The organism is Kitasatospora setae KM-6054 (genome assembly GCF_000269985.1).
In the GTDB taxonomy this organism is placed as follows: Bacteria; Actinomycetota; Actinomycetes; order Streptomycetales; family Streptomycetaceae; genus Kitasatospora; species Kitasatospora setae.
In genome coordinates, this window is sequence record NC_016109.1 from 8,354,836 (window position 1) to 8,381,828 (window position 26,993).

Below are 26,993 nucleotides of genomic sequence, written 5' to 3' on the forward strand. Positions count from 1 at the left end.
CCGATGTCCGACGACAAGAAGCTGCTCGACTACCTCAGGCGTGCCACCGCCGACCTCGGCGACGCCCGGAGGCAGCTGCGCGAGGCCGAACAGGCCCGGCACGAACCGATCGCCATCGTCTCGATGGCCTGCCGCTACCCCGGCGGCGCCGACACGCCCGAACTGCTGTGGGACCTGGTCGCCCGGGGCACCGACGCGGTCTCCGCCTGGCCGGTCAACCGGGGCTGGGACCTGGAGGGCCTCTACGACCCGGACCCCGAGCGGTCCGGCACCTCCTACACCCGGCAGGGCGGCTTCCTGCACGACGCGGCCGACTTCGACGCCGAGTTCTTCGGCATCTCGCCGCGCGAGGCCCTGTCGATGGACCCGCAGCAGCGGCTGGCCCTGGAGACCGCCTGGGAGGCGGTCGAGCGGGCCGCGATCGACCCCCGTACGCTGCGCCGCACCGGCACCGGCGTCTTCCTCGGGGCGATCGGCAACGGCTACGGCGCGGGCTCGCGCCACCTCCCCGAGGTCCAGGGCCTGCTGGACACCGGCACCGCGAGCAGCGTGGTCTCCGGCCGGATCGCCTACACCCTCGGCCTGGAGGGCCCCGCCGTCACCGTCGACACGGCCTGCTCCTCCTCCCTCGTCGCCCTGCACCTGGCGATCCGGGCGCTGCGGGCGGGCGACTGCACGCTGGCGCTGGCCGGCGGCGTGTCGGTGATGGCGACCCCCGACGCGTTCGTCGCGTTCAGCCGCCAGCGCGCGCTGTCGGCCGACGGCCGCTGCAAGGCGTTCTCGGCGGACGCGGACGGCACCGGCTGGTCCGAGGGCGCCGGCGTCCTGCTGCTGGAGCGGCTCTCCGACGCGCGGCGCAACGGGCACCCGGTGCTGGCCGTCATCCGGGGCTCGGCGACGAACCAGGACGGCGCCAGCAACGGCCTGACCGCCCCGAACGGCCCGTCCCAGCAGCGGGTGATCCGGGCCGCGCTGGCCGACGCCGGGCTGGCCTCCGCCGACGTCGACGCGGTCGAGGCGCACGGCACCGGCACCACCCTCGGCGACCCGATCGAGGCGCAGGCCCTGCTGGCCACCTACGGCCAGGACCGGCCCGCCGACCGGCCGCTCCGGCTGGGCTCGCTGAAGTCCAACCTCGGCCACACCTCGGCGGCGGCCGGCGTCGGCGGCGTGATCAAGATGGTGCTGGCGATCCGGCACGGCCTGCTGCCGCGCACCCTGCACGCCGACCGGCCGACCCCGATGGTCGACTGGTCGGCGGGCGCCGTGGAACTCCTCACCGAGGCCCGCGCCTGGGACGACACCGGGCGCCCGCGCCGGGCCGCCGTCTCCGCCTTCGGCGTCAGCGGCACCAATGCCCACCTGATCGTCGAACAGGCCCCCGCCGAGGAAGCCGAACCGGCCGCCGCGACCGGGCCCGCCGACGGCCCGCACCCGCTGCCCTGGGTCCTGTCCGCCCGCACCGACGAGGCGCTGCGCGCCCAGGCGGCCCGGCTGCTGACCCACCTGGAGGCCGCCCCCGGCCCGCTGCGCCCCGCCGCCACCGGCCGCGCCCTCGCCCTCACCCGCACCGCCTTCGAACGCCGGGCCGTCGTCCTGGGCACCGACCGGGACGGGCTGCTCGACGGCGTCCGCGCCCTGGCGGAGGGCCGCACCGCGCCGGGGCTGATCCGCGGCGACGGCGTCTCCTCCGGCCGGGTGGCGCTGGTCTTCCCCGGCCAGGGGTCGCAGTGGGTCGGGATGGCCGTGGAGCTGTTGGCCGAATCGGAGGTGTTCGCGGCGCGGATGGCGGAGTGCGGGCGGGCCCTCGCCCCGTACGTCGACTGGTCGTTGGTGGAGGCGCTGGGCTCGGAGGAGCTGTTGGCGCGGGTGGACGTGGTGCAGCCGGTGCTGTGGGCGGTGATGGTGTCGTTGGCGGAGGTGTGGCGCTCCTACGGGGTGGTCCCGGACGCGGTGGTGGGCCACTCGCAGGGCGAGGTCGCCGCCGCGTGCGTGGCGGGCGGTCTGAGCCTGGAGGACGGGGCGCGGGTGGTGGCGTTGCGCTCCCGTGCGGTGGGGGCGTTGGCCGGGCGGGGCGGGATGGCGTCGCTGCCGCTGCCGGTGGAGGCGGTCCGCGAGCGGATCGGGGAGCGGTTGTCGGTGGCGGCGGTGAACGGCCCGTCCTCGACGGTGGTGTCGGGTGACGCGGACGCGGTGGCCGCGCTGGTGGCGGAACTCGTCGAGGAGGGGGTGCGGGCGCGGTTGATCGAGGTCGACTACGCCTCGCACTCGGCGCACGTGGAGCAGGTCCGCGAGCGGCTGCTCGCCGACCTGGACGGCATCGCGCCGTTGCAGGGCGGGGTGCCGTTCTTCTCGACGGTGACCGGCACCTGGCTGGACACCAAGGCCCTGGACACCGAGTACTGGTACCGCAACCTGCGGGAGACCGTCCGGTTCGGGACGGCCACCGAGGCGCTGCTCGGCGAGGGCTTCCGGTTCTTCGTCGAGTCCAGCCCGCACCCCGTGCTCACCTTCGGCGTCCAGCAGAGCGCCGACGCGGCCGGCAGCGCCGACTCCGCGCAGGGTCCCGCCGTGGTGCTGGGCACGCTGCGGCGCGGGGAGGGCGGCCTCGGCCGCTTCCTGGCCTCCCTGGGGGAGGCCCAGGTGGGCGGGCTGCCGCCGGACTGGGAGCGGGTGTTCGCGGGGAGCCCGGCGGGCGGTGTCCCGCTGCCGACCTACCCGTTCCAGCGCCGCCCGTACTGGCTGGCGGACACCGGCCCGGCGGCCGGCGGCCCGGCCGGGCCGGGCGCGGCGGGCGACGACTTCTGGGAGGCCCTGGGCGGCGGCGACCTGGACCGGTTCAGCACCGCCCTCGGGGTGGCCCCCGAGGACCCGCTGAACGTGGTGCTGCCCGCGCTCGCCACCTGGCGCACCGCGCGCACCGAGCGCTCGGCGGTCGACTCCTGGCGCTACCGGGTGACCTGGCGGGCCCTGCCCGAGGGCCCCGCGACCGCGCTGGACGGCAGCTGGCTGGTGCTGTCGCCGGACGGCGGGCCCGAGGACGCGGCGCGCCGGACGGCGGAGGTGGTCCGCGTCCTGGAACTGGCCGGGGCCAGCGTGCTCCACGTCCGGCTCGACGCGGCGGCGGCCGACCGGGCCGTGCTGGCCGACCGGCTGCGCGGGGCCCTCGACGCGCTGCCGGAGCCGGTCACCGGCGTGCTGTCGCTGCTGGGCCTCGACGAGCGCCCGCACCCGGCGCACCCCGCCCTGCCGCTCGGCACCGCGCTCAACCTCGCCCTGCTCCAGGCCCTCGGCGACACCGGGACCGGCGCGCCGCTGTGGTGGGCGACCCGGGGGGCGGTCGCGGTCGGCGGCCCGGACACCGGCAGCCGGGTCAGCGCCGCGCAGAGCCTGCTCTGGGGCCTGGGCCGGGTCGCCGCGCTGGAGTTCCCGCAGCGCTGGGGCGGCCTGGTCGACCTCCCGGAGGTCCTGGACCAGGACACCGCGCCGCGGCTGTGCCGGGTGCTGGCCGGCCGGGCCGGCGACGAGGACCAGGTCGCCGTCCGGGCCGACGGCTGCCACGGCCGGCGGCTGGTCCGCTCCGCGCTCGGCGACACCGCGCCCCGGCGGAGCTGGCGGCCCGGGGGCACCGTCCTGATCACCGGCGGCACCGGCGGGATCGGCGCGCAGATCGCCCGCTGGCTGGCCCGGCGCGGCGCCGCGCACCTGGTGCTGGCCGGCCGGCGCGGCCCGGAGGCGCCGGGCGCGCCGGAGCTCGCCGAGGAACTGACCGCGCTCGGAACCAGGGTCACCCTGGCCGCGTGCGACGTCGCCGACCTGGCCGCCCTGCGCGCCCTGAAGGACGGCCTCGAACAGGACGGCCACCGGATCGGCACCGTCTTCCACGCCGCGGGCGCCGGACTGCTGGTGCCGCTGCCCGACACCGACGCCGACGAGTTCGCCGACACCCTGCACGCCAAGGTCGGCGGGGCCCGGAACCTCGACCTGCTCTTCGACCGGGACACCCTCGACGCGTTCGTGCTGTTCTCCTCGATCTCCGGGGTGTGGGGCAGCGCCGTGCACGGCGCCTACGCCGCCGCCAACGCCTACCTCGACGGCCTCGCCGAGGACCGCCGGAGCCGGGGCCTCGCCGCGACCTCCGTGGTGTGGGGCATCTGGAGCCCGGCGGACGGGGCCGGCGGGATGGCCGCCGAACTCGCGGAGGACACCCTGCGCGGCCACGGCGTGCTCTTCATGCCGCCCGCCGTCGCGATCACCGGCCTCCAGCAGGTGCTGGACCACGACGAGACGGTGGTCGTGGTCGCCGACATCGACTGGGAGCGCTTCGCGACGGTCTTCACCTCGGCCCGCCCCAGCCCGCTGATCGGGGAGCTCCCCGAGGTGCGCGCCGCGCTGGCCGCCGGACCGGAGGCCGGCGAGACCGCCGGCGGAGCCCCCTCGGTGCTGCGCGAGCGGCTCGAGCCGCTCCCGCCGGCCGAGCGGACCCGGCTGCTGGTCGACCTGGTCCGGACCCACGCGGCCGCCGTCCTCGGCCACGGCTCGCCCGACGCGGTCGCCCCCGGACGGGCCTTCCGCGAGCTGGGCTTCGACTCGCTGACCGCCGTCGACATGCGCAACCGGCTGAACGCCGCCACCGGCCTGCGGCTGCCGGTCACCGTCGTCTTCGACTACTCGTCCGCGACCGCGCTCGCCGGGCGCCTGGAGACCGGCCTGCTGGGCGCCGCCGACCAGCCCGCCGCCGGTCGGCCCGCCGCCGTCCGGCGGCCCCCGGCGGCGGCCCCCGCCGTCGACGACGACCCCGTCGTGATCGTCGCGATGAGCTGCCGCTACCCCGGCGGCGTCCGCACCCCCGAGGAGCTGTGGCGCCTGGTCGCGGACGGGCACGACGCCGTCTCCGGGCTGCCGACGGACCGCGGCTGGGACCTCGACACGCTGTACGACGCCGACCCGGACCGGCCCGGCCGGAGCTACGCCGCCGCGGGCGGGTTCGTCCGCGACGCCGACCGCTTCGATCCCGGGTTCTTCGGGATCTCCCCGCGCGAGGCCCTGGCCATGGACCCGCAGCAGCGGCTGCTGCTCGAAACCTCCTGGGAGGCGATCGAGCGGGCCGGCATCGACCCGTCCACCCTGCGCGGCACCCCGACCGGCGTCTTCGCCGGCGCCTCCTACCAGGGCTACGGCGGCACCCTGCGCGACGTCCCCGAGGAGCTGGAGGGCCTGTTCATCGCGGGCATCTCCACCAGCGTCCTGTCCGGCCGGATCGCCTACACCCTGGGCCTGGAGGGCCCCGCGGTGACCGTCGACACGGCCTGCTCCTCGTCCCTGGTGGCGATCCACCTCGCCGCCCAGTCGCTGCGCTCGGGCGAGTGCGCGCTGGCCCTGGCGGGCGGCGCCACCGTGATGGGCACCCCGCTGTCGTTCACCGGCTTCAGCCGGCAGCGCGGGCTCGCCGAGGACGGGCGCTGCAAGTCCTTCGCCGCCGCGGCGGACGGCTTCGGCATGGCCGAGGGCGTCGGCCTGCTGCTGCTGGAACGGCTCTCCGACGCCCGCCGCAACGGCCACCCGGTGCTCGCGGTGCTGCGCGGCTCGGCGATCAACCAGGACGGCGCCAGCAACGGCCTGACCGCGCCCAGCGGCCTGGCCCAGCAGCGGGTGATCCGCGACGCGCTGGCCAACGCCCGGCTGTCGGCCGCCGACGTCGACGCGGTGGAGGCGCACGGCACCGGCACCCGGCTCGGCGACCCGATCGAGGCCGACGCGCTGCTCGCCACCTACGGCCAGGACCGGCCCGCCGACCGGCCGCTGTGGCTCGGCTCGCTGAAGTCCAACATCGGGCACACCCAGGCCGCCGCCGGCGTCGCCGGCGTCATCAAGATGGTCGAGGCGATGCGGCACGGCGAACTGCCGCGCACCCTGCACGTCGACCGCCCGACCCCGAACGTCGACTGGACGGCCGGCGCCGTCGAACTCCTCACCGAGGCCACCCCCTGGCCGGAGACCGGCCGCCCGCGCCGGGCCGGCGTGTCCTCGTTCGGCCTGAGCGGCACCAACGCCCACGTCGTCATCGAACAGCCGCCCGCCGCGCCCGCGCCCGCACCCGCTCCCGGTCCGTCCGTCGTCCCGTGGATCCTGTCCGGGCGGACCGCCGAGGCGGTGCGGGAGCAGGCGGCGCGGCTGCACGCCCACCTGGCCGAGCGGCCGGAGCTGCCGGCCGCCGACGTCGGCTACTCGCTGGCCACCACCAGGACCGCCTTCGAGCACCGCGCGGCCGTCGTCGGCGGCGACCGGGAGGCCCTGCTCGGCGGCCTGGCCGCGCTGGCCGCGGGGGAGCGCGCCCCCGGCCTGGTCCGGGGCACCGTCGCCCGCTCGGCCAGGACCGTCTTCGTCTTCCCCGGCCAGGGCTCCCAGTGGCCCGGCATGGCCCGGGAACTGCTCGACCGCGCCCCGGCCTTCGCCGACCGGATCGCGGCCTGCGAACGCGCCCTCGCCCCGCACCTGGACTGGTCGCTGCTCGCCGTCCTGCGCGAGGAGCCCGACGCGCCCCCGCTGGACCGGGTGGACGTCGTCCAGCCGGTGCTGTGGGCGGTGATGGTGTCGCTGGCCGAGCTGTGGCGGGCGCACGGGATCGTCCCCGACGCCGTGGTCGGCCACTCGCAGGGCGAGATCGCCGCCGCCGTGGTGGCCGGCGCGCTCTCCCTGGACGACGCGGCCCGGATCGTCGCCCTGCGCAGCCGGGCCCTGCTCGCCCTGACCGGACGCGGCGGCATGCTGTTCGTGCCGCAGCCGGTCGAAGCCGTCCGCGCGGCGCTCGCCGACCACGGCGGGGCGCTCGACGTCGCCGCGGTCAACGGGCCGACGTCGGTGACGGTCTCCGGCGACCCGGCGGCCCTGGACCTGCTGCGCGAGCGGTATGCCGAGGCGGGCGTCCTGGCCTGGCCGGTGCCCGGCGTCGACTTCGCCGGGCACTCGCCCCAGGTGGAGGAGCTCCGCGCGGACCTGCTCGCCCTCCTCGGCGACACCGCGCCGCAGACCTCCGCCGTCCCGTTCTACTCCACGGTCAGCGGCGGCCCCGTCGACACCCTCGGCCTGGACGCCGCGTACTGGTACGAGAACCTGCGCCGGCCGGTCGAGTTCGGCCGGGCGCTCGACGTGCTCGTCGCCGACGGGCACCACACCTTCGTCGAGTGCAGCACCCACCCCGCGCTGACCGTCTGGATCCAGGAGGCCGTCGAGGCGGCCGGGGCCGGCGACGGGGCCGTCGTCGGCACCCTGCGCCGCGGCGAGGGCGGCCCCGGCCGCTTCCTCGCGGCGCTCGCCGAGGTCCAGGTCCGCGGCCTGCCGGTGGACTGGGACGCGGTGTTCGCCGGCACCGGCGCGCGCAAGCGCCCGCTGCCCACCTACGCCTTCCAGCAGCAGCGCTACTGGCTGGACGCCGCCCCCGACCGGGCCGCCGCCGCGACCGGCGCGACCGGCGGCGGCCCGGCCGACTCCGGCTTCTGGGCGGCCGTCGAGCACGGCGACCCGGACGCCCTGGCCACCACCCTGCGGGTCGAGGACGGGGAACTGCGGGCCTCCCTCGCCTCCCTGCTGCCCACCCTCGCCGCCTGGGCCCGCGACCGGGCCGGCGACCGGACCGCCGACAGCTGGCGCTACCGGGTCGCCTGGAAGCCGCTGCCAGCCCCCGAGCGGCCCCGGCTCGCCGGCCGCTGGCTCCTGGTCGTCCCGGCCGGCGCCGCCGACGACCCGGCCGTCACGTTCGCCGCGACCGCCCTGCGCGGCCACGGCGCCACCCCCGTCCCGGTCGAGGCCGGTCCCGACGCGACCGACCGCGCCCGGTTCGCCGCCCTGCTCCGCGCCGCCCACGACCGCGCCGACGGCCCGCCCGCCGGCATCCTGTCGCTGCTCGCCCTGGACGAGGAACCGCACGGCGACGGATCGGCGCTCCCCCGCGGCCTCACCCTGACCGTCGCCCTCCTCCAGGCCCTGGGCGACCTCGGCACCGACGCCCCGCTCTGGAGCGCCACCCGGGGCGCGGTCTCGGTCGGCCGCTCCGACCGGACCGACAGCACCCTCCAGGCCCTGACCTGGGGCCTCGGCGGAGTCGCCGGCGTCGAGTACCCGCGGCGCTGGGCCGGCCTGGTCGACCTGCCGCGCCGCCTCGACGACCGGGCCGCGGCCCGGCTCGCCGAAGCCCTCGCCAACCCCGACGGCGAGGACCAGCTCGCCGTCCGCGCCACCGGCCTCTACGGCCGCCGGATCGTCCACGACGCGCTCGGCGACACCGCCCCCGCCCGCGCCTGGACCCCCGAGGGCACCGTCCTGATCACCGGCGGCACCGGCGGCCTCGGCGCCCAGATCGCCCGCCGGCTCGCCCGCACCGGCACCGCCCACCTGCTGCTCACCAGCCGGCGCGGCGCCCAGGCCCCCGGCGCCCGGGCCCTGCTCGCCGAACTGCGCGAGCTCGGCGCCGAAGCCACCGCCGCGGCCTGCGACGTCGCCGACCGCGACGCGCTGGCCGACCTGCTCGCCGGCATCCCGGCCGACCGCCCGCTGCGCGCCGTCCTGCACACCGCGGGCGTCCTCGACGACGGCGTGATCGACTCGCTCACCCCCGAACGCGCGGCCGGCGTCCTGCGCCCCAAGCTCGACGGCGCCCGCAACCTCGACGCGCTCACCCGCGGCCACGACCTCACCGCCTTCGTGCTGTTCTCCTCGCTGGCCGGCACCCTCGGCGGCACCGGCCAGGGCAGCTACGCCGCCGCCAACGCCTACCTCGACGCCCTGGCCCGGCAGCGCCGCGACCTCGGCCTGCCCGGCACCTCGGTGGCCTGGGGCCTGTGGGGCGGCGAGAGCCTCGCCAGCGGCGCGGTCGCCGAACGGCTGATCCGCGACGGCCTGCCCGCCATGGACCCCGACGCGGCCACCACCGCGCTGCGCCGCGCCCTCGACCACGACGACACGACCGTCCTGGTCGCCGACTTCGCCTGGGACCGCTTCACCCGGGCGTACACCGCGCTGCGGCCCAGCCCCGCCCTCGGCGACCTGCCCGAGGTCCGGGAGGCGCTCGCCGCCGCCGGCCCCCGGGGCGCGGCCGCCGGCGCCGAACCGCCGGCCCGGCGGCTGGCCGCGCTGCCCCCGGCGGAACGCGACCGCGCCCTGCTGGAGCTGGTCCGCCGCGAGGTCGCCGACGTGCTCGGCCACCCCGGGCCCGAGGCCGTCGGACCCGACCAGGCGTTCAAGGAGATCGGCTTCGACTCGCTGACCGCCGTCGAACTGCGCAACCGGCTCGCCGCGGCCACCGGCCTGCGCCTGTCGGTGACCCTGGCCTTCGACTACCCCACGGCCACCACCCTGGCCGGACACCTGCGCGCCGAACTGCCCGGCGCCCCCGCCGCCGAGGCCCCCGAGGCCCCCGCCCGGCCGGGCCCGGCCGCCGCCCGGCCCGAGGCCGACGACGAGGACGACGCGATCGCCGTGGTCGGCATGAGCTGCCGCTACCCCGGCGGCGTCAGCACCCCCGAGGAGCTGTGGGAGCTCGTCGCGGGCGGCGGCGACGCCATCACCGGCTTCCCCACCGGCCGCGGCTGGGACCTGGACGGCCTCTACGACCCGGACCCGGACCGGGTCGGCAGCACCTACGCGCGGGAGGGCGGCTTCCTGCACGACGCCGACCGCTTCGACCCGGCCTTCTTCGGGATCTCCCCGCGCGAGGCGCTGACCATCGACCCGCAGCAGCGGCTGCTGCTCGAACTCTCCTGGGAGGCGTTCGAACGGGCCGGCATCGACCCGCTCTCCCTCAAGGGCAGCCCCAGCGGCGTCTTCGTCGGCTGCAGCCACCACGACTACGGCTCGCGCGTCACCGAGCCCTCCGAGGAGTTCGAGGGCTACCTCGGCATCGGCAGCGCGGGCAGCGTCGCCTCCGGCCGGATCTCCTACAGCCTCGGCCTCGAAGGCCCCGCGGTGACCGTGGACACGGCCTGCTCCTCGTCGCTGGTCGCCGTCCACCTCGCGGCCCGGTCGCTGCGGGCCGGCGAGTGCTCGCTGGCGCTGGCCGGCGGCGTGACCGTGATGTCGACGCCCGGCGCGTTCGTCGAGTTCAGCCGGCAGCGGGTGCTCGCCGAGGACGGCCGCTGCAAGCCGTTCGCGGCCGCCGCCGACGGCACCTCCTGGGCCGAGGGCGCCGGACTGCTCGTCCTGGAACGGCTCTCCGACGCCCGGCGCAACGGCCACCCGGTGCTCGCCCTGGTCCGCGGCTCGGCCGTCAACCAGGACGGCGCCAGCAACGGCCTGACCGCCCCCAACGGCCCGTCCCAGCAGCGCGTCATCCGGGCGGCCCTCGCCGACGCCGGACTCACCGCCGCCGAGGTCGACGCGGTGGAGGCGCACGGCACCGGCACCCGGCTCGGCGACCCGATCGAGGCCCAGGCCCTGCTGGCCACCTACGGCCGGGGCCGCGACGGGCGGGACCCGCTCTGGCTCGGCTCGCTGAAGTCGAACATCGGCCACAGCCAGGCCGCCGCCGGCGTCGCCGGCATCATCAAGATGATCCAGGCCATGCGGCACGGCACCCTGCCGCGCACCCTGCACGTCGACGCGCCGACCCCGCACGTCGACTGGACGGCCGGCGCGGTCCGCCTGCTCACCGACGACACCCCGTGGCCGGAGACCGGACGGCCGCGCCGGGCCGCCGTGTCCTCGTTCGGGGTCAGCGGCACCAACGCCCACACCATCCTCGAACAGCCCGCCGCCCCGGCCCCGGCCCCGGCGCCGGCGCTCCTCCCGGCGCCCGCCGCCGACGCGCCCGCCCTGCCCTGGCTGCTCTCCGCCCGCGGCGCCGACGCGCTGCGCGCGCAGGCGGCCCGGCTGCTGGCGCACGTCGAACGGGACCACGCCCCCGCCGTCGCGGACCTGGGCCGCTCGCTGGCCCTGCACCGCAGCGCCTTCGCGCACCGGGCCGCCCTCACCGGCACCGACCGGGCGTCCCTGCTCGCCGCCCTCGCCGCCCTCGCCGCCGGCGAACCGTCGGCCGACCTGGCCCTCGGGGTCGCCGGCCCGGCCGCCAGGACCGCCTTCCTGTTCCCCGGCCAGGGCAGCCAGCGCACCGGCATGGGCGCCGGGCTGTACGCCCGGTTCCCGGTCTTCGCCGACGCCTTCGACGCGGTCTGCGCGGAGCTCGACCCGCTGCTCGACCACCCGCTGCGCGAGGTGGTCGACGCCGCCCCCGGCGACCCCGCCCACGGCCTGCTGGACCGCACCGAGTACGCCCAGCCCGCCCTGTTCGCCCTCGGCGTCGCCCTGTTCCGCCTGGTCGAGCACTGGGGCGTGCGCCCCGACCGGCTGCTCGGCCACTCCGTGGGCGAGCTGGCCGCCGCCCACGTCGCCGGGGTGTTCACGCTGCCCGACGCCGCGGCCCTGGTGGTCGCCCGGGGACGGCTGATGCAGGCCCTTCCGGAGGGCGGCGCGATGGCCGCGCTCGCCGCCGGGGAGGACGAGGTGCTGCCGCTGCTCGCCGGCCGCGAGGCCGAGGTCGGCCTCGCCGCGGTCAACGGCCCGGCCTCGACCGTGGTCTCCGGCACCGAGGCCGCGGTCGACGAGATCGCCGCCGTGCTCGCCGCGCGCGGCCGCAAGACCCGGCGGCTGCGGGTCTCGCACGCCTTCCACTCGCCCCTGATGGAACCGGTGCTCGCCGCGTTCCGCGCGGCCGTGGCCCGGACCGTCCCGGCGGAGCCCGCCATCCCGGTGGTCTCCACCCTGACCGGCGAGCCGGCCACCGCCGAGCAGCTCGGCTCGCCGGACTACTGGGTGGAGCACGTGCGCGGCACCGTCCGCTTCCAGGACGGCGTGCGCCACCTGGAGCGCGACGGCGTCACCGCGTTCCTCGAACTCGGACCGGACGGCGCGCTCACCGCGATGGGCCAGGACTGCCTGACCACCGCTGACACCGGCGGCCCGGTGCTGGTGCCGCTGCTGCGCAAGGACCGGCCCGAAGCGCCCGCGGCCACGGCCGCGCTGGCCCGGCTGCACGTCGCGGGCGTCCCCGTCGACTGGGCGGCCGTCCACGCCCCCGACGGCGCCGCCGCCCCCGACCGCGCCGCCGCCGTCGACCTGCCGACCTACGCCTTCCAGCGCGGCAGCTACTGGCTGCCGGCCGGCCCGGCCGCCGCCGGACTGCCTGCGGCCGGACTGCGGGCCGTCGACCACCCGCTGCTCGGCGCCGGAACGGAGCTCGCCGACTCCGACGGCTTCCTCTTCACCGGCAGGTTCTCGGTCCGCAGCCACCCCTGGCTGGCCGACCACGGCGTCTACGAGGGCGTGCTGTTCCCGGCCACCGCGTTCCTGGAACTCGCGGTCCGGGCGGGCGACCAGGTCGGCTGCGACCGGGTCGAGGAACTGACCCTGGAGGCACCGCTGGTGCTCCCGGCGGACGGGACCGTCGCGCTCCAGCTCACCGTCGGCGCCCCGGACGCCTCCGGCACCCGCCCGCTGAGCGTCCACGCCCGGGCCGCCGACGACGGCCCCGACACCCCCTGGACCCGGCACGCGAGCGGCCTGCTCAGCCCCGCCGGGGCCACCGACCCGGCCGACCCGGCGGACCCGGCCGATTCGGACGCCGCCGACGCCGCCTGGCCGCCGCCCGGCGCCGTCCCGCTCGACACCGACGGCCTGTACGACCGCTTCGCCGGCGGCGGGTTCGCCTACGGCCCCGCGTTCCAGGGCCTGCGCGCGGCCTGGCGGCTCGGCGACGAGGTGTACGCCCTCGCGAGCCTGCCGGAGGAGCAGCGGCCGGCCGCCGGCGCGTTCGGCCTGCACCCGGCCCTGCTGGACGCCGCCCTGCACGCGCTGGTGTTCGACGTCCTGGAGGGGCCCGCGCAGGGCTGGCTGCCGTTCTCCTGGAACGGGGTGCGCCTGCACGCCGCCGGGGCCGCCGAGCTCCGGCTGCGGCTGACCCCCACCGGCCGCGACGCCGTCACCGTGCGGGCGGCCGACACCACCGGGCGGCCGGTGCTCTCGGCCCGCTCCCTGGTCCTGCGGCCGGTCACCCGCGACCGCTTCACGGCCACCCGGGGCGGCCACCACGAGGAGCTGTTCCGCCCCGAGTGGCCCGCGCTGCCCGCCTCGCCCGCGCTCTCCGGGACGGCGGCGGAGGGCTGGGCCGTGCTCGGCGCCGCGCCGCTGCCCGGCCGCCCGGTCGCCGACCTCGCCGCGCTGTCCGTGCTGCTCGACGCGGGCGCCCCGGCGCCCCGGCTGGTGCTCGCCGCCGCCCCGTCCGCCCCGGCCCCGTACGCGCCGCCCGGCGTGCTGCGCGACGCGGTCCACGACGGCCTGGGCACCGTCCTCGCCCTGCTGCGCGACTGGCTGGCCGAGGAGCGGCTGACCGGCGCCAAGCTGGTCCTGGTCACCGCGGGCGCGGTCCCGGTGGCCGGCGACGACGTCCCGGACCCGGCCCTGGCCGCGCTCTGGGGCCTGGTCCGCTCGGCGCAGACCGAGCACCCGGACCGGTTCGTCCTGCTCGACCTGGACGACCCGCTGACCCCGGCCGCGCTGCTCGCCGCGGCCCTCGCCTCCGGGGAGCCGCAGCTCGCGATCCGGGCCGGCGCCGTGCACGCCGCCCGGCTGGCCCGGGTACCGCTGGCCGCCCCCGGGCGGGCCCCCGGCTGGGGCGGCGACGGAACCGTCCTGATCACCGGCGGCACCGGCGCCATCGGCGCCCACGTCGCCCGCCACCTGGCCGCCGAGCACGGCGTCCGGCACCTGCTGCTGACCAGCCGCGGCGGCCCCGCCGCCGACGGCGCGCCGGAACTCCTCGCCGAGCTCGCCGCCCTCGGCGCGCACGCCGAGATCGCCGCCTGCGACGCCGCCGACCGCGACGCCCTCGCCGCCCTGCTGGCCACCGTGCCCCCCGCGCACCCGCTGACCGGCGTGGTGCACGCCGCGGGCGTGCTGGCCGACGGCGTGGTCGCCGCCATGACGCCCGACCAGCTGACCCGGGCGCTGCGCCCCAAGGTCGACGCGGCGCTCAACCTGCACGAGCTCACCGCCGGCCTGGAACTGTCCGAGTTCGTCCTGTTCTCGTCCATCGCCGGGATCTTCGGCGGCATGGGCCAGGGCAACTACGCCGCCGCCAACGCCTTCCTGGACGCCCTCGCCCACCGGCGCCGCGCCGAGGGCCTGCCCGGCCGCTCGCTCGCCTGGGGCCTGTGGGCCAACAGCACCGGCATGACCGGCGGACTCACCGAGGCCGACCTGCGACGGATCGCCCGCGGCGGCATCGTCGCCTTCGACCCGGCCCGCGGACTGGCCCTCCTGGACACCGCCGGCACCGTCGACGAGCCGGTCCTGCTGCCGCTGCGGCTCGACACCGCGGCCGTCCGCGCCCAGGCCGGCGCCGGCGGCGTCCCCGCCCTGCTGCGCGGCCTGGTGCGCCCCGCCGCCCGGCGCGGCGCTGCGGCCACCGCGCCCGGCACCGGCCCCGACGGGCCCGACGCCCTGAAGCAGCGGCTCGGCTCCCTCAACGAGGCCCAGCGCGGCCGGGTCCTGCTCGACCTGGTCCGCTCGCACGCCGCCCTGGTCCTCGGCCACAGCGGCCCGGCCGCGATCGAACCCGGACGCGGCCTGCTGGAGGTCGGCTTCGACTCGCTGACCGCGGTGGAACTGCGCAACCGGCTGCGCGCCGCCACCGGCCACCCGCTGCCCGCCACCCTGCTCTTCGACCACCCCACCCCGACCGCGATCGCCGCCCACCTCGCCGCCGAACTGGCCGTCGACGCCGGCCCCGGCCCGCTCGCCGGCCCCGCCGGGGCGGACCTCCTGACGGGCGCCCTCGACGGCGTCCCCGACGACCCGGCGGACCGCGAACGGCTCGCCGACCGGCTCCGCGAGCTGCTGCGCCGCCTCGACCCGGCCGCCCCGGCGGCCGACGGCGACGGCACCGCCACCGCCTCCATCGAGGACCGGATGGACGGCGCCAGCGACGACGAGCTCTTCGACCTCATCGACAACGAACTCGGCCGGTCATGACCCCGGCCCGACCCACGACGAACCCGGCCGGTCACGACACCGACCCGACCCGACCCGCGAACCAGGACGGCGGCCCCCGATGGTGAACGACGACAAGCTGAGGGACTACCTCAAGCGCGTGACGGCGGACCTGCACCACACCCGCCGCCGCCTGAGCGAAGCCGAGGAGGCGGCCCGCGAACCGATCGCGGTCGTCGCGATGAGCTGCCGCTACCCCGGCGGCGTGCGCACCCCCGAGGACCTGTGGCGCCTGGTCACCGAAGGCACCGACGCCATCACCGGCTTCCCCGCCGACCGGGGCTGGGACCTGGACCACCTGGACGACCCGGAACAGCTGCGCGAGGGCAGCAGCCACACCGCCCTGGGCGGCTTCCTCGACGACGTCGGGCACTTCGACCCCGGCTTCTTCGGGATCTCCCCGCGCGAGGCGCTCGCCATGGACCCGCAGCAGCGGCTGCTGCTGGAGACCACCTGGGAGGCGTTCGAACGGGCCGGCATCGACCCCGCGACCCTGCGCGGCAGCCGGACCGGCGTCTTCGCCGGCGTGATGTACCAGGACTACGCGGTACGGCTGCGCCAGGTCCCCGACGACGTGGCCGGCTACGTCGGCAACGGCAGCTCCGACAGCGTCGCCTCCGGCCGGGTCGCCTACACCTTCGGCCTGGAGGGCCCGGCGGTCAGCATCGACACCGCCTGCTCCTCCTCGCTGGTCGCCATCCACCTCGCCGCCCAGGCCCTGCGCGGCGGCGACTGCACCCTGGCGCTGGCCGGCGGCGCGATGGTGATGTCGACCCCCGTCCCGTTCGTCGAGATGAGCCGCCAGGGCGGCCTGGCCCGGGACGGCCGCTGCAAGTCCTTCGCCGCCGCCGCCGACGGCACCGGCTGGGGCGAGGGCGTCGGCATGCTGCTGCTGGAGCGCCTCTCCGACGCCCGCCGCAACGGCCACCCGGTGCTCGCCCTGATCCGCGGCACCGCCGTCAACCAGGACGGCGCCAGCAGCCGCCTCACCGCCCCCAACGGCCCCGCCCAGCAGCGCGTCATCCGGCACGCCCTGGCCAACGCCGGACTCACCCCCGCCGACGTGGACGTCGTCGAGGCGCACGGCACCGGCACCCCGCTGGGCGACCCGATCGAGGCCCAGGCCCTGCTGGCCACCTACGGCCAGGGCCGCGCCGACGGGCAGCCGCTGCTGCTCGGCTCGCTGAAGTCGAACATCGGGCACACCCAGGCCGCGGCCGGCGTCGGCGGCGTCATCAAGACCGTCCTCGCCATGCGGCACGGCACCGTCCCGCCCACCCTGCACGCGCAGGACCCGTCCCCGCGGATCGACTGGACCGCGGGCGCGGTGCGCCTGGTCACCGCCAACACCCCCTGGCCCGAGACCGGACGGCCGCGCCGGGCCGCGGTCTCCTCCTTCGGCGTCAGCGGCACCAACGGACACGTCGTCCTGGAGCAGGCCGACGAGCCCGCCCCGGCGCAGCAGGCCGACCAGCCCGCCCCGGCCGAGCGGGCCGAGCGGGCCGAAAGCGCTGCCGCCCCCGCCGTCCTGCCCTGGGTGCTCTCCGGCCGCACCGCCCCGGCGCTGCGCGCCCAGGCCGCCCGGCTCCGCGACCACCTCGACGCCCACCCCGGGCCCGGCCCGGCCGAGATCGGCCACGCCCTCGCCACGACCCGCGCCGCGCACGAGCACCGGGCCGTCCTGATCGCCGCCGACCCCGACGGCTTCCGGTCCGGCCTCGACGCCCTGGCGGCCGGCCTCGACGCCCCCGGCCTGGTCCTCGGCACCGCCGGCACCGGCGGCGAGGTCGCCCTGGTGTTCCCCGGCCAGGGCTCCCAGTGGGACGGCATGGCCGTCGAACTCCTCGACTCCGCGCCGGTGTTCGCCGCCCGGATCGCGGACTGCGAACGCGCCCTGGCGCCCCACGTCGACTGGTCGCTGGAGGCCGTCCTGCGCGGCGCCCCCGGCGCGCCGGGACTCGACCGGGTCGACGTGGTCCAGCCCGCGCTGTGGGCCGTCATGGTCTCGCTGGCCGAACTGTGGCGCTCGTACGGCGTCACCCCCGGCGCCGTCGTCGGCCACTCCCAGGGCGAGATCGCCGCCGCCGTGGTGGCGGGGGCGCTCACCCTGGAGGACGGCGCGAAGGTCGTCGCGCTGCGCAGCCGGGCGATCCGCGCGCTGTCCGGCCGCGGCGGCATGGCCTCGGTGGCGCTGCCCGCCGCCGAGGCCGCCGAGCACCTCGCCCCCTGGGACGGCCGGCTCTCCGTGGCCGCCGTCAACGGCCCGGCCTCCACCGTGGTCTCCGGCGACACCGAGGCGCTCGACGCGTTCCTCGACCGGGCGGCCGCCCTGGGCGTCCGGGTCCGGCGCGTGCCCGTCGACTACGCCTCGCACAGCGCCCACGTCGAGGACATCCGCGCCGACCTGCTCGCCCGGCTCGACGGACTGGCCCCCCGCCCGTCCGCCGTCCCCTTCTACTCCACCCTCACCGGCGGCCCACTGGCCGACACCACCGTCCTGGACGCCGACTACTGGTACCGCAACCTGCGCGGCACCGTCCGGTTCGAAGAGGCGACCCGGGCCCTGCTCGCCGACGGCTACCAGGTCCTCCTGGAGAGCAGCCCGCACCCCGTCCTCACCGTCGGCGTCCTGGAGACCGCCGAGGACGCGGGCGCCGACGCCACCGCCGTCGGCACCCTGCGCCGCGACGACGGCGGACCGCGCCGGTTCACCGAGGCGCTGGCCGAACTCCACCTGCGCGGCGTCTCCCCGGACTGGGACGCCGTCTTCGCCGGCCGCCGCCCAGGCCGGGTCGACCTGCCCACCTACGCCTTCCAGCGCGACCCGTACTGGCTGGAGGACGGCGCCCCGCCCGCCGCCGACGTCGGCTCCGCCGGACTGACCCCCGCGGACCACCCGCTGCTCGGCGCCGTCGTGGTCCTCGCCGACAGCGACGGCCTGATCCTCACCGGCCGCCTGTCCACCCGCACCCACCCCTGGCTCGCCGACCACGCCGTCGGCGGCCGGGCCCTGCTCCCCGGCACCGCCTTCCTGGAACTCGCCCTCCAGGCCGGCGCCCGGACCGGCTGCCCCCGGGTCGAGGAACTCACCCTCCAGGCCCCCCTCGTCCTGCCCGAACACGGCGGCACCGTGCTGCGCCTCACCGTCGGCGCCCCCGACGCCCGCGGCCACCGCCCGCTCAGCCTGCACTCCCGGCCGGACGCGCCCGCCGACGGCGACCCGGACGAGGAGTGGACCCGGCACGCCGAAGGCGTCCTGGCCCAGGACGGCGCGGACGGCGCGGACGGCGCCGAGGCCGCCGGACCGATGCCCTGGCCGCCGCCCGGCGCCGAACCCCTCGCCCTCGACGCGCTCTACGACCGCTTCGCGGCGGCCGGATTCGCCTACGGCCCCGCCTTCCAGGGCCTGCGCGCGGCCTGGCGGCGCGGCGACGACCTGTTCGCCGAAGCCGCCCTCCCCGCCGCGCCCGCCCCCGAGGCCGCCCGCTTCGCCCTGCACCCCGCCCTGCTGGACGCGGCCCTGCACGCCACCGGCGTGCCCGGCACCCCCGGCGCGGACGCTCACCCGCAGGGCCGGCTGCCGTTCTCCTGGAGCGGCGTCACACTGCACGCCACCGGCGCCGGGACGATCCGCGTCCACCTCACCCCGGCCGGCCCCGACGCGCTGGCCCTCTCCGTCGCCGACCCGACCGGCGCCCCCGTCGCGACCGTGGACGCGCTCACCCTGCGCCCGGCGGGCCCCGCCGCCCTCGGCACCGGCCCCGCCGCCCCCCGCGGCGGCCACCACCGGGACCTCTACGCGACGGAGTGGGTCACCGCACCCCCGCGCGGCGGCGCGCCCGCCCGCCCCGCCGCCCACCGCACCGCGGACCTGGCCGCGCTGCTGGCCGCCGTCGACGCCGGTGCCCCGGTGCCCGAGACGGTCCTGCTGACCTGCGCCGCGTCCGACGCCGCGCCCGACGCCGCGTCGTCGGCGGTGGCGGTGGCGGTCCGCGCGGCCGTCCACCGGGCCCTCGCCGACGTCCGGACCTGGCTCGCCGACGACCGCTTCGCCGGCTCCCGCCTGGTGTTCGCCACCCGGGGCGCGGTCGGCACCCGGGACGGCGAGGACGTCCGCGACCCCGCGCACAGCGCGCTCTGGGGCCTGATCCGCTCGGCCGACTCCGAACACCCCGGGCGCTTCGCCCTGCTCGACCTCGACCCCGACGCCGTCGACCCCGACGCCGCTGCGGCCGTCGACGCCGCCCTCGCCTCGGGCGAGCCGCAGTCCGCGGTCCGCGGCGGCGAGGTCCGCGTCCCCCGGCTGGCCCGCGTCCCCCGGAACGACGGCGACCGTGACGACGCCGACCGGAACGCCGCCGACCGGCCGGACGGCGGCGCGGCCTTCGACCCGGACGGGACGGTCCTGGTCACCGGCGGCACCGGCCTGCTCGGCTCGCACGTCGCCCGCCGCCTGGTCGCCGGGCACGGCGTCCGGCACCTGCTGCTGCTCTCCCGGGGCGGCCCGGCCGCCCCCGGGGCGGCGGAACTGCTGGCCGAGCTCGCCGCGCTGGGCGCCGAGGCCGTCGTCGTCGCCTGCGACGCCGCCGACCGGACCGCCCTGGCCGCCGTCCTCGCCGACCTGCCGCCCGCGCACCCGCTGACGGCCGTGGTCCACACCGCCGGCGCCCTCGACGACGGCGTCGTCACCGCCCTCACCCCCGAGCGGGTCGACGCCGTGCTCCGCCCCAAGGTCGACGCCGCCCTCCACCTGGACGAGCTGACCCGCGGCCTCGACCTCACCCACTTCGTGCTGTTCTCCTCGGCGGCCGGCACCTTCGGCGGCCCCGGGCAGGCCAACTACGCCGCCGCCAACGCCTTCCTGGACGCCCTGGCCGTCCGGCGCCGGGCGGCGGGACTGGCCGGCCAGTCCCTGGCCTGGACCCTGTGGGAGCAGCCCAGCGCCCTCACCGGACACCTCGACGCGGACGACGTGCGCCGCCTCGCCCGGTCCGGGATGCCGCCGCTCTCCACCGAACGGGGACTCGAACTCCTCGACACCGCCCTCACCGTGGACCGGGCCGCCCTGGTCCCGATGCGCCTCGACACCGCGGCCCTGCGGTCCGCGGCGGCCGACGGCACCCTGCCGCCGCTGCTGCGCGGCCTGGTCCGCACCCCGCCGCGCAAGGCCGCGGCCGCAGCGGCGCAGGCCGACGACAACGCCCTGCGCCTGCGCCTCGCGGCCCTCGACGGCGCCGGACGGACCCGGCTGCTCGTCGAACTCGTCCGCACCCACGCGGCGGCCGTCCTCGGCCACGCCTCCCCGGACACCCTCGATTCCGGACGGGCCTTCCGCGAACTCGGATTCGACTCGCTGGCCTCGGTGCAACTGCGCAACCGCCTGAACGCCGCCACCGGCCTGCGGCTCCCCGCCAGCCTGGTGTTCGACCACCCCACCCCGGCGGTGCTCGCCGCCTTCCTGGGCGCCGGCCTCACCACCCCGGACCAGGCCGCCGCCCCCGCCGCCCCCGTCCGCCCGACCGGCCGGGACCGGGACGCGGACGACGACCTGATCGCGATCGTCTCCACCGCCTGCCGCCTGCCCGGCGGCGTCCGCTCCCCCGAGGAGCTGTGGCGGATGCTGGACGAGGGCCGCGACGGCATCTCCGAATTCCCCGAGGACCGGGGCTGGGACCCGGACGCGCTCTACGACCCCGACCCCGACCGCGTCGGCACCTCCGTCACCCGGCACGGCGGCTTCCTGCACGACGCCGCCGACTTCGACGCCGAGTTCTTCGGCATCTCGCCGCGCGAGGCCCTCGCGATGGACCCGCAGCAGCGGCTGCTGCTGGAGACCACCTGGGAGCTCTTCGAGCGCGCCGCCATCGACCCGGCCACCCTGCGCGGCGCCCAGGTCGGCACCTACGTCGGCCTGATGCAGCAGGACTACGCCGCCCGGCTGCTGCCCTACATTCCCGAGGACGTCGAGGGATTCCTCGGCACCGGGAACTCGGGCAGCATCGTCTCCGGACGCCTGGCCTACTTCTTCGGCCTGGAGGGCCCCGCCGTCACCGTCGACACGGCCTGCTCGTCCTCCCTGGTCGCCCTGCACCTGGCGGCCCGGGCGCTGCGCTCGGGCGAGTGCTCGCTGGCGCTGGCCGGCGGCGTCAACGTGATGTGCAGCCCCGAACTGTTCGTCGAGTTCAGCCGGCAGGGCGGACTCGCCCCGGACGGCCGCTGCAAGTCCTTCGCCGCGGCCGCCGACGGCACCGCCTTCGGCGAGGGCAGCGGCATGCTGCTGCTGGAGCGGCTGTCGGACGCCCGCCGCAACGGGCACCCGGTGCTGGCCGTGGTCCGGGGCTCGGCCGTCAACCAGGACGGCGCCAGCAACGGCCTGACCGCGCCGAACGGCCCGTCCCAGCAGCGCGTCATCCGGGCGGCGCTGGCGGACGCCGGGCTGACGGCGGCGGACGTCGACGTGGTGGAGGCGCACGGCACCGGCACCACCCTCGGCGACCCGATCGAGGCGCAGGCCCTGCTGGCCACCTACGGCCAGGACCGGCCCGCCGACCGGCCGGTGTGGATCGGCTCGCTGAAGTCCAACATCGGCCACACCTCGGCCGCCGCCGGAGTCTCGGCCGTCATCAAGTCGGTACTCGCCCTGCGGCACGGCGTCATGCCCAAGACCCTGCACGTCGACGGCCCGACGCCCGAGGTGGACTGGTCGGCGGGCGCCGGCCGGCTGCTCACCGAGGCCCGCGCCTGGGACGACACCGGCCGCCCGCGCCGGGCCGGCGTCTCCTCCTTCGGCGTCAGCGGCACCAACGCCCACGTCATCCTCGAACAGGCCCCGGCCGACGAGCCGACCCCCGCACCCACCGACGAACCCGGCACACCCCCGACCGCACCCGCCACCGTCCCCCTGCTCCTCTCGGCCCGCACCCCCGAGGCCCTGCACGCCCAAGCCGAGGCCCTCGCGGCCCGGATCGGCGACGGCTCGGGCGTCCGCGCGGCGGACGTGGCCTACTCGCTGGCCACCGGCCGCAGCGCACTCGGACACCGCGCGGTGCTGGTGGGCACACAGGACGACCTCACCGCACACCTCACCGCGCTGGCGCAGGGCGCCTCGGCGGCCGGCGGCGGGCTGGTCTCCGGCCGCTCGGTGCTGGTGTTCCCGGGGCAGGGGTCGCAGTGGGTGGGGATGGCGGTGGAGTTGCTGGGCGAATCGGGGGTGTTCGCGGCGCGGATGGCGGAGTGCGGGCGGGCGCTGGAGCCGTATGTCGACTGGTCGTTGGCGGAGGCGCTGGGCTCGGAGTCGTTGCTGGCGCGGGTGGATGTGGTGCAGCCGGTGCTGTGGGCGGTGATGGTGTCGCTCGCGGAGGTGTGGCGTTCGTTCGGGGTGGTTGCGGACGCGGTGGTGGGCCATTCGCAGGGGGAGGTCGCGGCCGCCGTGGTGGCGGGTGGTTTGAGCTTGGCGGACGGGGCGCGGGTGGTGGCGTTGCGTTCGCGTGCGGTGGGGGCGTTGGCGGGTCGGGGTGGGATGGCGTCGTTGCCGTTGCCGGTGGGGGCGGTGCGCGAGCGGATCGGGGTCGGGTTGTCGGTGGCGGCGGTGAACGGTCCGTCGTCGACGGTGGTGTCGGGTGACGCGGAGGCGGTGGCCGGGCTGGTGGCGGAACTCGTCGAGGAGGGGGTGCGGGCGCGGTTGATCGAGGTGGATTACGCCTCGCACTCGGCGCACGTGGAGGAGGTGCGGGAGCGGTTGCTGGCCGATTTGGAGGGGATCGCGCCGTTGTCGGGTGGGGTGCCGTTCTTCTCGACGGTGACGGGCGGGTGGTTGGACACGAAGTCGCTGGACGCCGAGTACTGGTATCGCAACCTGCGGGAGACGGTGGAGTTCGGGGCGGCGACGGAGGCGTTGCTGGGGGAGGGTTTCCGGTTCTTCGTGGAGTCGAGTCCGCATGCGGTGCTGGGTGTGGCGGTGGGGGAGTCGGTGGAGGCCGCGGGGGTGGACGCGGTGGTGTTGGGGACGTTGCGTCGTGGTGAGGGCGGCTTGGCGCAGGTGTTGCGTGCGGTGGGTCGTGGTTGGGAGCGGGGGTTGGAGGTCGACTGGTCGGGGTCGTTCCCGGGGGCGCGGCGGGTCGAGCTGCCGACGTACGCGTTCCAGCGCACCCGCTACTGGCTCGACGTGCCGACCACCAGCCAGGACGTCGCCTCGGCGGGTCTCGCCGCCACCGGGCACCCGCTGCTCGGCGCGGCGACGCGGCTCGCGGACTCCGGTGAGCTGCTGCTCAGCGGCCGGATCTCGCTGCGCACCCACCCCTGGCTCGCCGACCACGCGGTGGCGGGCGTCGTGCTCCTGCCCGGCACGGCCTTCCTCGAACTCGCGCTGCGCGCCGGGGCCGAGGCGGACTGCCCGGTGGTCGAGGAGCTCACCCTCGGAGCGGCGCTGGTGCTCCCGGCCGAGGACGCCGCGCACCTCCAGCTCCGGGTCTCCGGGCCCGACGGGGACGGCCGGCGGCGGCTGAGCGTGTTCGCCCGGACGGCGCGGGACGCCGACGGGCCCTGGACCGAGCACGCCACCGGCACCCTGGCACCCCGTCCCGCCGCCGACGACCCGGCCGGTACCCCGGTCGCCCTGCTGAGCTGGCCGCCGGCCGGTGCCGAGCCCGTGGACACCGAGGACCTCTACGAGCGCTTCGCCGGGGCCGGCTACCACTACGGCCCGGCCTTCCGGGGCATCAGGGCCGCGTGGCTGCGCGGCGGCGAGGTGTTCGCCGAGGTGGTGCTGCCGGAGCGGCAGCAGGCCGACGCCGCCGGGTGCGTGCTGCACCCCGCGCTGCTGGACGCGGCCCTGCAGAGCGCCGCGCTGCTGCCCGAACGGGACGGCGGGGCCCGGCTGCCCTTCAGCTGGACCGGGGTGACCGGCGGGGTCACCGGCGCGACCACGCTGCGGGTGCGGCTCGCCGCCGACGCGCCGGACGCCGTGACCCTGCGGGCCCACGACCTGTCCGGTCGGCAGGTGATCGACGTGCGGGGGCTGCTGCTGCGGCCGCCGGCCGCGGGCGGGCCGCTCGCCGCGGCCGCCCACGCCGACCTGCTGTACCGCCTCGACTGGACCCCGGCCCCCGACCCGGCCGACGGCGCGGCGCCGACCTGGGCCGCGCTCGGCGACGCCGTCCCCGGCGCGGTCTCCTGGCCGGACCTCGACGCGCTGGCGGCCGCCGTCGACGCGGGCGCCGCCCTCCCCGCGCTGCTCGTGGCGGCCGTGCCCACCGCCGACCTGCCCGACCCCGCCGCCCGGGTCCGCGCCACCGCGCACCGGGGCCTCGCGCTCGTGCAGCGCTGGCTGGACGACGAGCGGTTCGCCGGGGCCGCACTGGCCCTGCTCACCAGGGACGCGGTCCGCACCGGTCCGGTCGACCGCCCCGTCGACCCCGCCCAGGCCGCGCTGTGGGGCCTGCTGCGCAGCGCGCGCGCCGAGCACCCCGGGCGCTTCGTCCTGATCGACGCCGCCGGGACCGTCGAACCGGCGGACGCGCTGCCCGCCGCGCTCGCCGCCGGGGAACCCGAACTGGCGCTGCGGACCGGCCCGCCGCTGCTGCCGCGACTGGTCCGCGGCAGCCGGCCGGACGGCACGCTGACCCTGCCGGACGGCGCCGCCTGGCGGCTCGCCGCCGACGGCGCGGGCGGGCCGGAGGACCTCGTGGCGGAGCCCGCCCCCGGGGCCCTCGCCCCGCTGGGCCGGGGCGAGGTGCGGATCGCGGTGCGCGCCGCCGGACTGAACTTCCACGACGTCATCGCCGCGCTCGGCCTGGACCCCGACCCCGAACAGCAGGGCCTGGGCAGCGAGGGCGCCGGCACCGTCGTCGAGGTGGGCCCGGGCGTGGCCGACCTGGCGCCCGGCGACCGGGTGTTCGGGATCTTCGGGGGCGCGTTCGGCCCGACCGTCGTCGCCGACCGCCGCACCGTCGCCCGGATCCCGGCGGGCTGGTCCTTCGCCCGCGCCGCCTCCGTGCCGGTGGTGTTCCTCACCGCCTACTACGGCCTGTTCGACCTCGGCGGCCTGCGGCGCGGGGAGTCGGTCCTGGTGCACGCCGCGGCCGGCGGGGTCGGCACGGCGGCGGTCCAGCTCGCCCGGCACGCCGGTGCGCGGGTGTTCGCCACGGCCTCCCCGGCCAAGTGGGACGCCCTGCGGGCCGCCGGACTGGACGACGGCCACATCGCCTCGTCCCGCAGCACCGACTTCGCCGACGCGTTCCTGGCGGCCACCGGCGGGCAGGGCGTCGACGTCGTGCTCGACAGCCTGGCCCGGGAGTTCGTCGACGCCGGTCTGCGGCTGCTGCCGAACGGCGGCCGGTTCGTCGAGATGGGCAAGACCGACGTCCGCGACCCCGCGGAGGTCGCCCGCCGACACCCCGGGGTGCGCTACCGGGCGTTCGACCTGATGGAGGCCGGGCCGGACCGGATCGGCGAGATGCTCGCCGAGATCCTCGACCTGTTCGAGCGGGGGGTGCTGCGCCCGCTGCCCGTCACCGGCTGGGACGTCCGGCAGGCCCCGGCCGCGCTGCGCTCGCTCAGCCAGGCCCGGGGCATCGGCAAGAACGTCCTGCTGCTGCCCGCCGCGCCGGACCCGGACGGGACCTTCCTGGTCACCGGCGCGACCGGCACCCTGGGACGGCTGCTCGCCCGGCACCTGGTCGTCGCGCACGGCGCCCGGCACCTGCTGCTGGCGGGCCGCCGGGGCGCCGCCGCCGACGGGATGCCGGAGCTGGTGGGGGAGCTGACCGGGCTCGGCGCGTCGGTGACCGTCGCGGCCTGCGACGTCGCCGACCGCGACGCGCTCGCCGCCCTGCTCGGGTCGGTGCCCGCCGCGCACCCGCTGACCGCCGTCGTCCACGCGGCCGGCGTCCTGGACGACGCCACGCTCTCCGGGCTGACCCCGGACCGGCTGGACCGCGTCCTGCGGCCCAAGGTGGACGCGGCGCTCGCCCTGCACGCGCTCACCCGGGACCTCGACCTCGCGCACTTCGTGCTCTTCTCCTCGGGCGCCGCCCAGTTCGGCGCGGCCGGGCAGGCGAACTACGCCGCCGCCAACGCGGTCCTGGACGCGCTCGCCGCCGAACGCCGGGCCGAGGGCCTGCCCGGCCTGTCCATCGGCTGGGGCCTGTGGGAGGAGCGCAGCGCGATGACCGCGGCGGTCGCCCCCGGCCGGGGCGCCGGCGCGGGCGCGCTGACCGCGGCGGAGGGCCTCGCCCTGTTCGACGCGGCCCTGCACTCCCCGTACGCCTACCGGCTGGCGGCCAGGATCGCCCCGGCCGCGCTGCGGGCGGACGACCGGCTGCCCGCCGTGCTCCGCGGCCTGGTCCGCCCGGCCCGGACCGGCGCCGCCCCGGCGGAGGCGCCGGCCCGCTCGGTGGCGCGGCAGCTCGCCGAACTGCCCGAGGCCGAGCTGTACCGGACCCTGCTCGACCTGGTGCGCGGCAACGCCGCGGCGGTGCTCGGCCACAGTTCGCCGAACCTGATCCGCCCGGCCCGCCCGTTCAAGGAGGTCGGCTTCGACTCCCTCACCGGCGTCGAACTGCGCAACCGGCTGGCGTCCTCGACCGGGCTGCGGCTGCCCGCCGCACTGGTCTTCGACCACCCCACCCCGGAGGCACTGGCCCGCCACCTCGCCGAGCGGACCGGCGCCGCCCGGCCGAGCGGCGACGCCGCGGTCCGGGCCGGGCTCGACGCCCTGGAGACCCTGCTCGACGCCCTGCCGCCGGACGGCGTCAGCGACGAACTCGCCGCCCGGATCCGGGACGTGCTGTCCCGCCCGCTGCCCGGCGGGGCCCCGGCCGCGACCCAGTCCGCGACCCGGCCCGTGGGCGGCCCGGGCGGCCCGGACGGACTGGACGACCTGGACGCCGACCTGATCGAGGCGGCCAGCGACGACGAGATGTTCGAGTACATCGACCGGCAACTGGGGTCCGCATGAC

The 26,993-nt window shown here is 78.1% G+C and carries 2 protein-coding genes; both read left to right on the forward strand.

Annotated features, from left to right (window positions below; genetic code table 11):
• The first annotated feature begins 3 nt into the window (after positions 1-3).
• Positions 4-15,018, forward strand: a complete 15,015-nt coding sequence (locus KSE_RS36325) for a type I polyketide synthase (RefSeq protein WP_014140391.1) — start codon at positions 4-6, stop codon at positions 15,016-15,018.
• A 79-nt stretch (positions 15,019-15,097) separates the two neighbouring features.
• Positions 15,098-26,992: a type I polyketide synthase gene (locus KSE_RS36330; RefSeq protein WP_014140392.1), complete on the forward strand. Its 11,895-nt coding sequence runs from the start codon at positions 15,098-15,100 to the stop codon at positions 26,990-26,992.
• Position 26,993 lies beyond the last annotated feature (1 nt).

What these genes read in the sequence shown, in the direction of transcription:
- KSE_RS36325 (WP_014140391.1), top strand. Translation starts at nt 4, where the DNA reads ATGTCCGACGACAAGAAGCTGCTCGACTACCTCAGGCGTGCCACCGCC.
- KSE_RS36330 (WP_014140392.1), top strand. Translation starts at nt 15,098, where the DNA reads ATGGTGAACGACGACAAGCTGAGGGACTACCTCAAGCGCGTGACGGCG.